At 52.5% G+C, this 12,015-nt stretch carries 13 protein-coding genes; 6 read left to right on the top strand and 7 right to left on the bottom strand.

Annotated features, from left to right (window positions below; translation table 11 throughout):
- Positions 1-153: 153 nt before the first annotated feature.
- Positions 154-1,626, top strand: a complete 1,473-nt coding sequence (locus tag ACR1UW_RS06765) for an aminotransferase class I/II-fold pyridoxal phosphate-dependent enzyme (RefSeq protein WP_498935029.1) — start codon at positions 154-156, stop codon at positions 1,624-1,626.
- A gap of 111 nt (positions 1,627-1,737) precedes the next feature.
- Here ACR1UW_RS06765 and ACR1UW_RS06760 read toward each other — a convergent pair whose 3' ends face one another.
- Positions 1,738-1,863 carry a GapA-binding peptide SR1P gene (locus ACR1UW_RS06760; RefSeq protein WP_033008492.1) on the bottom strand — a complete coding sequence of 42 codons (126 nt, stop codon included), beginning with the start codon at positions 1,861-1,863 and terminating at the stop codon, positions 1,738-1,740.
- Between the two features lie 202 nt (positions 1,864-2,065).
- Between ACR1UW_RS06760 and ACR1UW_RS06755 the strand changes: the two genes are divergently transcribed.
- Entirely contained in the window at positions 2,066-2,443 is a 378-nt protein-coding gene (locus ACR1UW_RS06755) for a DUF1885 family protein (RefSeq protein WP_033008491.1), read from the top strand.
- A gap of 66 nt (positions 2,444-2,509) precedes the next feature.
- Here the strand turns inward: ACR1UW_RS06755 and ACR1UW_RS06750 are convergent, their stop codons facing one another.
- From ACR1UW_RS06750 to pdhA, 5 genes are all read right to left on the bottom strand, one after another.
- Positions 2,510-2,752, bottom strand: coding sequence for a hypothetical protein (locus ACR1UW_RS06750; protein WP_033008528.1), 243 nt, complete (start codon positions 2,750-2,752; stop codon positions 2,510-2,512).
- 134 nt (positions 2,753-2,886) lie between these two features.
- Complete coding sequence (gene lpdA / locus ACR1UW_RS06745) at positions 2,887-4,299, bottom strand: dihydrolipoyl dehydrogenase (RefSeq protein ID WP_050368463.1); 1,413 nt, start codon at positions 4,297-4,299, stop codon at positions 2,887-2,889.
- A 4-nt stretch (positions 4,300-4,303) separates the two neighbouring features.
- Entirely contained in the window at positions 4,304-5,590 is a 1,287-nt protein-coding gene (locus tag ACR1UW_RS06740; RefSeq protein WP_063211132.1) for a dihydrolipoamide acetyltransferase family protein, read from the bottom strand.
- Positions 5,591-5,663: 73 nt separating this feature from the next.
- Positions 5,664-6,641, bottom strand: a complete 978-nt coding sequence (pdhB, locus tag ACR1UW_RS06735; RefSeq protein ID WP_033008487.1) for a pyruvate dehydrogenase complex E1 component subunit beta — start codon at positions 6,639-6,641, stop codon at positions 5,664-5,666.
- A gap of 3 nt (positions 6,642-6,644) precedes the next feature.
- Positions 6,645-7,754 (bottom strand): pyruvate dehydrogenase (acetyl-transferring) E1 component subunit alpha, encoded by a 1,110-nt coding sequence (gene pdhA, locus ACR1UW_RS06730; protein ID WP_033016215.1) that lies wholly within the window; start codon positions 7,752-7,754, stop codon positions 6,645-6,647.
- A gap of 527 nt (positions 7,755-8,281) precedes the next feature.
- Here pdhA and def point away from each other — a divergent pair.
- A complete protein-coding gene (def, locus tag ACR1UW_RS06725) occupies positions 8,282-8,836 on the top strand; it encodes a peptide deformylase (protein WP_033008484.1) in 555 nt (184 codons plus the stop codon).
- A 56-nt stretch (positions 8,837-8,892) separates the two neighbouring features.
- On the opposite strand, the gene ACR1UW_RS06720 is transcribed toward def, so the two are convergent.
- On the bottom strand, positions 8,893-9,669 hold the full coding sequence (locus ACR1UW_RS06720; RefSeq protein WP_033016218.1) for a Cof-type HAD-IIB family hydrolase: 777 nt from the start codon (positions 9,667-9,669) through the stop codon (positions 8,893-8,895).
- 184 nt (positions 9,670-9,853) lie between these two features.
- On the opposite strand from ACR1UW_RS06720, the gene ACR1UW_RS06715 reads away from it, so the two are divergent.
- The 3 genes from ACR1UW_RS06715 (at position 9,854) to rnjA (ending at position 12,015) form a co-directional block, all read left to right on the top strand.
- On the top strand, positions 9,854-9,988 hold the full coding sequence (locus ACR1UW_RS06715; RefSeq protein ID WP_255350129.1) for a hypothetical protein: 135 nt from the start codon (positions 9,854-9,856) through the stop codon (positions 9,986-9,988).
- Between the two features lie 147 nt (positions 9,989-10,135).
- The gene (locus tag ACR1UW_RS06710) at positions 10,136-10,351 is read left to right on the top strand and encodes a DNA-dependent RNA polymerase subunit epsilon (protein WP_033008480.1); all 216 of its coding nucleotides are present in this window, start codon (positions 10,136-10,138) and stop codon (positions 10,349-10,351) included.
- Entirely contained in the window at positions 10,348-12,015 is a 1,668-nt protein-coding gene (rnjA, locus tag ACR1UW_RS06705; protein WP_237420031.1) for a ribonuclease J1, read from the top strand. Before ACR1UW_RS06710 ends, rnjA begins: the two co-directional genes overlap by 4 nt.

The raw sequence follows: 12,015 nt of genomic DNA, 5'->3' as shown, positions 1-12,015 counted from the left end.
TCATTCCCCCTTTTGATGTTGTCCTTCTTTTACTTCTTGTTTTGATCGCCATTCTCCTTTTTTGGTGCAACATTCTTTTCTTCTTTGCAAACGAACAAATAAATGCTATAATGCATTTGTTTTATTTTTAAGGTAAAGAGGTGTGGGGAACCATTGTCGCAACTCGAAACACCGTTGTTTACCGGACTGTTGGAGCATATGAAAAAAAATCCGGTTCAATTTCACATCCCCGGCCATAAAAAAGGGGCCGGCATGGATCCGGAGTTTCGCGCCTTCATCGGAGAAAACGCCTTGGCGATCGATTTAATCAACATCAGTCCGCTCGACGATTTGCATCATCCGAAAGGGATGATCAAACGTGCACAGGAGCTCGCCGCCGAAGCGTTCGGCGCCGATTACACGTTTTTCTCGGTGCAAGGGACGAGCGGGGCGATCATGACGATGGTCATGTCGGTCGCCGGACCGGGCGATAAAATTATTGTGCCGCGCAACGTCCATAAATCGGTCATGTCTGCAATCGTCTTTTCTGGGGCGACGCCGATTTTCATCCATCCGGAAATTGACAAGGAGCTCGGTATTTCCCACGGCATTACGCCACAGGCAGTGGAAAAAGCGCTCCACCAACACCCGGATGCCAAAGGGGTGCTCGTCATCAACCCGACGTATTTTGGCATTGCCGGCGATTTGAAAAAAATCGTCGAGATCGCCCACTCGTACAACGTTCCGGTGCTTGTCGACGAAGCGCACGGCGTTCACATTCATTTTCATGAGGACTTGCCGCTCTCCGCAATGCAAGCCGGGGCCGATATGGCGGCGACAAGCGTCCATAAGCTCGGCGGATCGCTGACGCAAAGCTCGATTTTAAATGTGCGCGAAGGGCTCGTCTCCGCGAAGCACGTGCAAGCGATCTTAAGCATGTTGACGACGACGTCGACGTCGTATTTGTTGCTCGCTTCGCTCGATGTCGCCCGCAAACAGCTGGCGACGAAAGGGCGGGAGCTCATTGACAAGGCGATCCGCCTCGCGGAATGGACGCGGCGGCAAATCAACGAAATTCCATATTTGTACTGCGTCGGTGAAGAAATTTTAGGCACGGAAGCGACGTACGACTACGATCCAACGAAGCTGATCATCTCCGTCAAGGAGCTCGGCTTGACCGGCCATGATGTCGAACAATGGCTCCGCGAAACGTATAACATCGAAGTGGAGCTTTCGGATTTGTATAACATTTTGTGCATCATCACGCCAGGCGATACCGAACGGGAGGCGAGCCTGCTCGTTGAAGCGCTCCGCCGCCTGTCGGACGAGTTCAGCCATCAGGCGGAAAAAGGAGTCAAACCGAAAGTGCTGCTTCCAGATATCCCGGCCTTAGCCTTGACGCCGCGCGACGCGTTTTATGCTGAAACAGAAGTCGTGCCGTTTCACGAGTCAGCCGGACGGATCATCGCGGAATTTGTGATGGTGTATCCGCCGGGCATCCCGATTTTTATTCCCGGTGAAATCATTACGGAGGAAAATTTGAAGTATATCGAGACAAACTTGGCCGCCGGCCTGCCGGTGCAAGGCCCTGAGGACGATACGCTGCAGACGTTTCGCGTCATCAAAGAATATAAGCCGATTCGTTGAATGCACAAGCCGGTTTTCCCGGCTTGTTTTTTTGGGCCAAAATCAACGGCGCGCATGTGCTTTGCCCCACATGCGCGCCTATCCGTTCCTTCCCCCGTTTGTTTGCCCGCCTTATTCTTTTTCTCCGTCCTCGCGGTCATGACCGCAGCAATCGCATTTCCCGTAAAGCGTTGTCACTTTTTCATCTTCAAAATACGCAATTGTCGCTTCACACGTTTGGCATACGATCGTGCCCATCCCCAAAACCCCTTTATGATGATAAATGTTGTTGTTGGTTTTATAATAATATATCATATTTAGATTGTCAATCCAAATTTGTATGTCACATTTCGGATTATGACGGCTCTTTTATGACACCAAACTTTTTCACCGCAGTCCGGAAAAACATGGTACAATGAAGACGAGAGAGACAAAAAGATGGCGAAAGGAGAGAAGGGCGTTGAATGCAAGCCTAAAGCTGCCGGGGGGAAAATCGATCAGCATCGAGGAAATCAAACAGTTGCTCGAACGTTACCGAGCCGCGCTGCGCAAAACGGGGGAGCAACTTGGATGGGCGTACGAGCAGGCAGCCTTTCCATACACGGTGCATGAACGCGACCACGTTCTTTATTTGCAAGGCGACGGCCGCTTATACAAAGGGATGGCCATTGCCGTGCGGACAGCCGGAGAAGAAACATGGATTGAGCTGGCATTGGCGCCGGGAGCAACGCACGGGGACAAAGGAAAAGCAAACGAATTCAGCAAATGGATGGCCAAAACGCTTGGCGGCGAACTGCGTTTATTCAGCGGCCGGACGATGTCGTTCGGCCGCGCGTAAACAGCGGCATGGGACCGCTGTTTTTTTGTTCGCCGAACAGCGCCGCTTCCGCACCCAAGGGGCAGATCATGGAATAGATTGCCATATGAAATGCTGGCCGGCAAAATACACCGCCGCCGTGGCAGCTGTTGTAAGGAGCGCTTTGCGCGTCGCCAAGCCGAGCTGGCGCGCCAGTAAAAACGCTATGTACATGAAGACGCACAACATCAAGCCGCGGAAAAATGGCCGGTCCCGCCCCGACAGCCACTCGATCAAGGAAAAACTGCTCCAAATCATCATTTGCAGCAAAAAGGCGACATACGCTTTCATCATTTCCATCTCCCGCTTTTCTTTACCATAACGATATGAAACGAAAGCGGAAAATAGTATGAAAAACAGGACAAGAAATGCGCCATTCCCGCATGATAAGAAAAACGACCGGGCCAAGCCCGGTCGTTTCACAGTTACTTCGTAATGATATGAATCGGTGTGCCAAGCGCCACTTCCGCCGCTTCCATGGCGATTTCGCCAAGCGTCGGATGGGCATGGATCGTCAAAGCGATGTCTTCCGCCGTCATGCCGGCTTCAATGGCGAGCCCAAGCTCGGCGATCATGTCAGAAGCATTTGGACCGATGATTTGCGCACCAATGACGACGCCGTCCTCTTTGCGGACAACGAGCTTCAAGAAGCCGTCCGTATCGTTCAGCGCCAAGGCGCGGCCGTTGGCAGCAAACGGGAATTTCGCGGCAATGACGTCAATGCCCTCGTCTTTCGCCTGCTGCTCAAAATAGCCGACCGACGCGCATTCCGGATCGGAGAAGACAACGGCTGGAATGGCCACGTAATCGACTGCCGACGGATGGCCGGCGATGGCTTCCGCAGCCACTTTTCCTTCATACGACGCTTTATGGGCGAGCGCCGGACCTGGAACGATGTCGCCGATCGCAAAAATGTTCGGCACGCTCGTGCGGCATTGATGATCGACTTCGATCAAGCCGCGGTCTGTCATTTTCACGCCGAGCTGCTCGAGCCCAAGCTCGTCCGTATTCGGCCGGCGGCCGACGGTGACGAGCACATAGTCGGCGTCAATCGTTTTCGTTTCGCCATTCGCCTCATACGTGACCGTGACGCCGTCTTCGCGTTCTTCGGCCCCTTTCGCCAATGCGTTCGTCACGACTTCAACGCCTTTTTTCTTCAGGCGCTTCTTGATGATGGCGGCCATTTGCTTCTCAAAACCGGACAAAATTTCGCCGGCCCCTTCTAAAATGGTCACTTTCGTCCCAAAGTTGGCGTAAGCCGTACCGAGTTCGATGCCAATATAGCCGCCGCCGATGACCACGAGCGATTTCGGCACTTCCCCAAGGTTGAGAGCTCCCGTCGAGTCAAGAATGCGGTTGGAAAACTTGAAGTTCGGCAGCTCAATCGGGCGCGAGCCGGTGGCGATAATCGCGTTTTTGAACGTATACGTCTGCGCGCTGTCGCCGTTGACGACACGCACCGTATTGGCGTCGACAAAATACGCTTCCCCTTTGACGATCTCTACTTTGTTTCCTTTTAACAGCCCTTCGACGCCGCCCGTTAATTTTTTCACGACGCTTGCTTTCCATTCTTGCACTTTGGCAAAATCGACGGTGACGTTCTCCGCCTTAATGCCCATTTCTTCGGAATGCTTCGCCTGCTCATAGCGGTGGCTTGCGGAGATCAGCGCCTTTGACGGGATGCAGCCAACATTTAAGCAGACGCCGCCTAAATTGCCCTTTTCCACAATCGTCACTTTTTGTCCGAGCTGCGCGGCGCGGATGGCGGCGACATAGCCGCCAGGACCGGCGCCGACGACAAGCGTTTCCGTTTCAATTGCAAAATCGCCAACTACCATCGTTTTACGCCTCCATTAATAATAATTCTGGATCGCTTAACAGCTGTTTGATATGGTTGAGCGCTTTTTGCGCCGTCGCTCCGTCGATCATCCGGTGGTCAAAGCTGAGCGAGAGCGCCAGCACCGGTGCGGCGACAATTTCCCCGTCGCGGACGATCGGTTTTTCGGCAATGCGGCCGATGCCAAGAATCGCCACTTCCGGATGGTTGATAACCGGCGTAAACCATTGCCCGCCGGCCGAACCGATGTTTGTAATCGTGCACGAAGCGCCTTTCATTTCTCCCGGCGTCAGTTTGCCGTCGCGCGCTTTCTCGGCGAGCTCATTGATTTCTTGCGCCAAGGCGAAAATCGGCTTGCGATCGGCATGTTTAATGACCGGCACAAGCAAGCCGCGGTCCGTATCAGCGGCGATGCCGATATTGTAATAATGCTTCTGGATGATTTCTTCCGTCTCATCATCAATGGACGTATTCAACACTGGGTATTCACGCAGCGCGGAAACAAGCGCTTTGACGACATACGGCAAGAACGTCAGCTTGATGCCTTTTTCTGCGGCAATGGCCTTGAATTTTTTCCGGTGAGCAACCAGCTTCGTCACATCGGCTTCGTCCATGAGCGTCACGTGCGGGGCCGTATGTTTCGAATGCACCATGGCCTTGGCGATCGCCCGACGGATGCCGCTCATTTTCTCGCGCGTTTCCGGGAATTCGCCTTCTGGCGCCGCCGGTTTCGCTGCCGCCGGCGCCGCTTTTTCCTCCGCTGCGGCCGGTGCCGGTTTTGCGCCGCCGGCAAGGAAAGCGTCAATATCTTCTTTCAGGACGCGGCCGTTTTTGCCCGTTCCTTGGACAAGCCGAATATCGACGCCTTTTTCGCGCGCATACTTGCGCACGGACGGCATGGCGATGACGCGGCGGTTCGGGTCAGCCTCCGCTTCAGCTGCCGGTGCATTGGGAGCGACAGCGTCAACCTTTTCCTCTTTCGACACCGTTTCCGTTTTTTCCTCTTTTTTCGCTTCTTCTTGCTCTTGTCCTTTAAACGTCATGTTTTCATAACCCGGCGCATCGAGCGTGATGAGCGTTTGCCCGACCGTTGCCACTGTTCCCTCCGGGACGAGGATTTCAAGCACTTTCCCTTTGACCGGGGAGGGAATTTCGACAACCGCCTTGTCATTTTGCACTTCGCACAATACATCGTCTTCGTTCACTTCATCGCCCGGTTTCACAAACCATTTGACAATTTCACCTTCGTGGATGCCTTCGCCAATGTCCGGCAGCTTAAATTCAAAAGCCACTGTCTGTCTACCTCCTATCGTTTGCCGAAAATGGGCGGGGGAAGGCGTTCCGCTCCCCCGAATTTGTCCGCTGTTAGAAGTTCATCACTTTTTTCGCCGTTTCGATTACATCTTTAAAGTTCGGCAGCCATACCGATTCCGCCTGAGCAAACGGATAGACCGTGTCCGGAGCGGCCACGCGCAACACCGGCGCCTCAAGGCTTAAGATGGCGCGTTCGTTAATCTCCGCCACGACGTTGGCGGCGATGCCAGCCTGCCGTTGCGCTTCTTGAACGACAATGGCGCGGCCCGTTTTTTCGACCGAACCGATGATCGTTTCAATATCGAGCGGCTGCACGGTGCGCAAGTCGACGACTTCGGCAGAAATGCCTTCCTTCTCTAATTCTGCCGCCGCTTTTAACGATTCATGCACCATGGCGCCGTACGCGATGATCGTGATGTCTTTTCCTTCCCGCTTAATGTCCGCCTTGCCGATCGGAATCGTGTATTCCCCTTCCGGCACTTCCTGACGGAACGAACGGTACAGCTTCAAATGTTCAAGGAAAATGACCGGGTCGTTGTCGCGAATCGCCGAGATGAGCAGCCCTTTCGCATCATACGGCGTCGACGGAATGACAACCTTCAAGCCTGGCTGTTGGGCGACAAGCCCTTCCAAGCTGTCTGAGTGCAACTCCGGCGTATGGACGCCGCCGCCAAACGGAGAACGGATCGTAATCGGCATATGGTAGCGTCCGCCCGTACGATAGCGGATGCGCGCCATTTGCCCGCAAATCGAATCCATCGCTTCATACACGAAGCCGAAAAACTGGATTTCCGGCACCGGGCGAAACCCTTGCAGCGCCAAACCGATCGCCAAGCCGCCGATTCCTGATTCGGCGAGCGGCGTGTCAAAAACGCGATCTTCGCCAAATTCGGCCTGCAGCCCTTCCGTCGCCCGGAATACGCCGCCGTTGACCCCAACGTCTTCCCCGAAAATGAGCACGTTCGGATCATTTTTCAACTCGATGCGCAGCGCATCGGTGATCGCCTGAACCATTGTCATTTGCGCCATGGCTTACTTCGACTCCTTCTCTTTGTAAATTTCATACTGCTCCTTCAAATTGAACGGCAGCTCTTCAAACATGATGCTGATCAAGTCGGTTACTTTTTGCTTCGGCGTTTCGTCCGCTTTCTTGATCGCTTCTTTAATCTCTTCTTTTGCCTGTTCAATAACGTTGTTTTCTTCTTCTTCGCTCCACAAGCCTTTCGCCTCTAAAAACTTGCGGAAACGCACGAGTGGGTCTTTCTTCGCCCATTCGTTTTCCAACTCTTTCGAACGATAGCGCGTTGGATCGTCACCGGACATCGTATGCGGGCCATAGCGGAAGCAGAGCGTTTCAATGAGCGTCGGCCCTTCGCCGTTAATGGCGCGCTCGCGAGCAGCTTTGACCGCTGCGTAGACCGCAAGCGGGTCCATGCCGTCAACTTGAATGCCCGGAATGCCGGCGGCGACTGCTTTTTGCGCCAATGTTTTGGCAACGGTTTGCTTTTCGACCGGCGTCGAGATGGCAAAGCGGTTGTTTTGCACGACAAAGATGGCCGGCGCCTTAAACGCCCCCGCAAAGTTGATCCCTTCGTAGAAATCGCCTTGCGACGTGCCGCCGTCGCCCGTATATGTAATCGCCACTGCTTTTTTGCCCCGCATTTTCAAGCCGAGCGCCACACCAGCTGCTTGGATGTATTGGGCGCCGATAATGATTTGCGGCGGCAGGACGTTTACGCCTTCTGGAATTTGGTTGCCATGGAAATGGCCGCGCGAGAACAAAAACGCCTGATACAGCGGAAGCCCATGCCAAATGATTTGCGGAACGTCGCGGTATCCCGGCAAAATAAAATCTTCTTTTTCCAATGCAAAATGGCTGGCAATTTGGCTCGCTTCCTGCCCGGCGGTCGGCGCATAAAACCCGAGTCTCCCTTGGCGGTTCAACGAAATGGAGCGCTGGTCAAGAATGCGCGTATACACCATGCGGCGCATCAGCTCTTTCAGCTGCTCATCGCTCAGCTCCGGCATCGCCTCTTCATTGACGACTTCTCCTTCCTCATTCAAAATTTGAAATGTCGGGAACTGCTCGGCCACTTTCTCGAGCTGCTCCGCAAATGGGAATTGGAAGGTCTTTACACCCATCTTGTTCACCTCTGCCTTTCATCAAGAAATTTGGAAATCAGGCTGTCTTCATCCATATACTATTAATGTACCCAAAAGAAAGAAGAAATAAAAAGCAGCCGCCGCTTGGCGCAACGGAAACCGAAAACGGCGCCGACATCTGTATTACTATTTTTTATATCCTCATTAACACAGCGTCTGTTCGCAAGTTTTAGTTTACACTTTATTTTTCACGCCGTCAACGACTTTGATTTTCCGTTGCTTTCCCTTTTGTCTTCTGGTTGTATTTGGAATCAGGAACATTCCTGAAAACATCTGTTATATTACATCGAAACAACACTGTATTAATTCTGTATTATATTTTTCGGGAAATGCAAAACGCAATGTCCGTTCACGTTATTGACAGCGCTTTCTTAAGTTTCTTTTCCGATTATTCCTTATACGCCGATAATATCTCCAGACGGCCGCATTTTCATTTACGGCGCACAGGCATTTTTGTTAGACTAACACTGTAGACCGCGATGCGAGAGACAGGAGTGAAAAGGCGAATGATCACCATGAAAGATATCATTAAAGAAGGGCATCCGACGCTGCGGAAAGTGGCTGAGCCCGTTCCGCTGCCGCCTTCAGAGGAAGACAAACGCATTTTGCAAAGCTTGCTTGACTATGTGAAAATGAGCCAAGATCCGGAACTGGCGGCCAAATACGGCCTGCGGCCCGGCATCGGCCTCGCCGCTCCGCAAATCAACGTCTCCAAACGGATGATTGCCGTCCATGTCACTGATGAAAACGGAACGCTGTACAGCTATGCCTTGTTCAATCCGAAAATCGTCAGCCACTCTGTGCAGCAATGTTATTTGACGACGGGGGAAGGCTGCCTGTCGGTCGACCGTGATGTGCCCGGATACGTACCGCGCTATGCCCGCATCACGGTCACCGGCACGACGCTCGACGGCGAGGAAGTCACCTTGCGCCTCAAAGGATTGCCGGCCATCGTCTTCCAGCATGAAATCGACCATTTAAACGGCATTATGTTTTATGACCGCATCAATCCGGACGACCCGTTCCAAGTACCAGACGGGGCGATCCCGATCGGGCGCTGAACCGTGGCCGGCCATGCCAAACAGCCGCCCCGCCGAATGAGCGGCGGGGCGGCTGTTTATGGAATCAATTGCAATTGTTTCAATCCGTGCCATATGCCTTCTTCACTGACCGGTTTCGTTACAAAATCGGCGACCCGTTTCACTTCCTCATGGGCATTTCCCATCGCCACTCCTGTTCCGACGAACGACAACATTTCAATGTCGTTCAGCCCATCGCCGAACGCATACACATCGCCTTTGTCAATCCCGAGCTTCTCAATCATCAGGCGGATCCCCTCCGCTTTCGATCCCCCTGCCGGCAGCACATCGGTCGACACATCGTGCCAACGGACAAAACGGAATTCTGGATAATTGCGCACGTACGGTTCTTCTTCTGCGGCGCGGCAAAACAGCAGCGCTTGGTAAATGTCATTGTTTTCGTAATAAAGGGGATCGACAGGCGGGTGGGAAAACTTCAAGCTTCCCATGCTGACATGAATGTGCGGATGGTCGCCGACGCTCGCCCTCATTTCCTCCGCGTCCATAAAGACGAGCGGATGACCGTTGCGATGGGCGTCCTCAGCCAACGTCCGCACTTTCTCGCGGCGGAGCGGACGCTTATGCAGGACAGTTCCTTCAAAAACGACGTATTGCCCGTTGAAGCTGACGAACGAGTCGATCCCAAGCTGGCGGCGTACATCCGCAAACATAAACGGCGCCCGGCCGGTGGCGATGGCGACATAGACGCCGGCCTGTTTTAGCTGGCGGACCGCCTCAACGGTTGATGGCGGCAGCTGTTTTTGTTCATCAAGCAACGTGCCGTCAATGTCGAAAAACACGATTTTTCTGCCCACGTTCTCTTCTCCTTGCCGAAAATGTATTCACTGTTTACCGTACTGAAAAACAATTGGAATGTCAACCGAAAGACACGGTTCGTTCCATTTTTCCCCATGAAAAACAAGCCTCTACCTAACATAACATATATAATAGAAACATTTACTTTCGTCGCAAATTGAGTACAATAAAAAGTAAGGAGTGATGAAAAATGTTGAAAAAGCTGAAAAAAAAGCTGCTTCAACAGTGGAAAGATTTGCTCCGGAAAAAATTGATCGCCTAACTGTTCCAACAACAGCCCTTCGGACGGAAGGGCTTCTTTCCCACTTTGGCGAATGAAACGGCCAAAATCCGTCAAAGATGATACGTACCGTCGGCAAACCTCCCGCCTGTTTTTTTGCTTTTGAACGACAAAAAACATGAAAACGGGGTTGCATTTTTATATAATGGAAAAGCAATCATTGTACGATAAGGAGAGATTCGGTCATGATTTTCAAAGTGTTTTACCAAGACAACGCGGAAGAGGTGCCCGTGAGAGAAAAAACGAAAACGCTCTACATTGAAGCAGAATCAGAGCGGGAAGTACGCCAAAAGCTGCAAAACCGTCCGATCAATATCGAGTATATTCAGCCGTTAGAGGGGGCGCATTTGGAGTACGAAAAGAAAAGCGCTAATTTTCAAGTATTGGAGATCTCATCATGAAACTATTAACGGATCAGCAAGTCGGTGTGTTTGCCCTCGGCGGACTGGGTGAAATCGGGAAAAATACATATGGCGTACAATTTCAAGACGAAATTATTGTGATTGACGCGGGCATCAAGTTTCCAGAAGACGAATTGCTCGGCATTGACTACGTCATCCCGGACTATTCGTATTTAGTCAAGCACGCGGAAAAAGTGAAAGGGCTGTTCATTACCCATGGGCATGAAGACCATATCGGCGGCATTCCGTATTTGCTCCGGCAGGTGAACATCCCGATTTACGGCGGCAAGCTGGCGCTCGGGCTCATCCGCAATAAACTCGAAGAGCACGGGTTGCTGCGTCAGGCAAAACTCATTGAAATTCGCGAAGAGGATGTCATTCGCTTCCAAAAAACAGCGGTCACTTTTTTCCGGACGACGCACAGCATTCCGGACAGCTACGGCATCGTCGTTAAAACGCCGGTTGGCCAAATCGTCCACACAGGAGACTTTAAATTCGACTTTACACCGGTCGGCGAACCGGCAAATTTGACAAAAATGGCAGAAATAGGTAAGGAAGGCGTGCTTTGCTTGCTCTCGGACAGCACGAACAGTGAAATTCCGCATTTCACGATGTCCGAGCGGCGCGTCGGCGAGAGCATCCACGACATTTTCCGCAAAGTGAACGGCCGGATTATTTTTGCAACGTTTGCGTCCAACATCCATCGGCTTCAACAAGTGACCGAAGCGGCGGTCGCCAACAACCGGAAAATCGCTGTCTTCGGCCGCAGCATGGAAGCGGCGATTGAAATCGGCCAAGAACTCGGTTACATCAAATGCCCAAAAGGCACGTTTGTTGACGCTAACGAAATCAACCGCCTGCCGGCCAATCGGGTGACGATTTTGTGCACCGGCAGCCAAGGCGAGCCGATGGCGGCGTTGTCGCGCATCGCCAACGGCACGCACCGGCAAATTCAAATCATCCCAGGCGACACGGTTGTTTTCTCCTCATCGCCAATTCCGGGCAACACCGTGAGCGTCAACCGGACGATCAACATGCTGTGCAGAGCCGGTGCGGAAGTGATCCACGGCCCGCTTAACGACATCCATACGTCCGGCCACGGCGGGCAAGAAGAGCAAAAACTGATGATCCGGCTCATGAAGCCAAAATATTTCATGCCGATCCACGGCGAATACCGGATGCAAAAAATGCACGCCAAGCTCGCCATTGACTGCGGCGTGCCGGAGGAAAACTGCTTTATTATGGACAATGGCGAGGTGCTCGGCATCAGTGAACACGAGGCGCGCATCGTCGGCAAAATTCCGTCCGGCTCCGTTTATATTGACGGCAGCGGCGTCGGCGACATCGGCAACATCGTCTTGCGCGACCGCCGCATTTTGTCAGAGGAAGGACTCGTTATCGTTGTCGTCAGCATCAACATGAAAGAATTCAAAATCGCTGCCGGGCCAGATATTATCTCCCGCGGCTTCGTCTACATGCGCGAGTCAGGCGACTTGATCAGCGAGGCGCAGGCGCTCATTGCGAAACATCTCGAAAAAGTGCTTGAGCGGAAAACGAATCAATGGTCGGAAATTAAAAATGAAATCACCGAAACGCTCGCCCCGTTCTTGTACGAGCGAACGAAACGGCGGCCAATGATTTTGCCGATCATCATGGAAATCTAA

Source organism: Geobacillus lituanicus (genome assembly GCF_050994965.1).
In the GTDB taxonomy this organism is placed as follows: Bacteria; Bacillota; Bacilli; order Bacillales; family Anoxybacillaceae; genus Geobacillus; species Geobacillus stearothermophilus.
This window is presented reverse-complemented; position numbering and strand designations above follow the sequence as displayed.

Excerpts from the sequence above, each read along its gene's own strand:
- ACR1UW_RS06760 (WP_033008492.1), bottom strand. The coding sequence starts at position 1,863 with ATGGGCACGATCGTATGCCAAACGTGTGAAGCGACAATTGCGTATTTT.
- ACR1UW_RS06715 (WP_255350129.1), top strand. The coding sequence starts at position 9,854 with ATGAAAAATGTTGAAAAAGCTGAAAAAAAAGCTGCTTCAACAGTGGAA.
- def (WP_033008484.1), top strand. The coding sequence starts at position 8,282 with ATGATCACCATGAAAGATATCATTAAAGAAGGGCATCCGACGCTGCGG.
- ACR1UW_RS06750 (WP_033008528.1), bottom strand. The coding sequence starts at position 2,752 with ATGAAAGCGTATGTCGCCTTTTTGCTGCAAATGATGATTTGGAGCAGT.
- ACR1UW_RS06710 (WP_033008480.1), top strand. The coding sequence starts at position 10,136 with ATGATTTTCAAAGTGTTTTACCAAGACAACGCGGAAGAGGTGCCCGTG.
- pdhB (WP_033008487.1), bottom strand. The coding sequence starts at position 6,641 with ATGGCGCAAATGACAATGGTTCAGGCGATCACCGATGCGCTGCGCATC.
- rnjA (WP_237420031.1), top strand. The coding sequence starts at position 10,348 with ATGAAACTATTAACGGATCAGCAAGTCGGTGTGTTTGCCCTCGGCGGA.
- lpdA (WP_050368463.1), bottom strand. The coding sequence starts at position 4,299 with ATGGTAGTTGGCGATTTTGCAATTGAAACGGAAACGCTTGTCGTCGGC.
- pdhA (WP_033016215.1), bottom strand. The coding sequence starts at position 7,754 with ATGGGTGTAAAGACCTTCCAATTCCCATTTGCGGAGCAGCTCGAGAAA.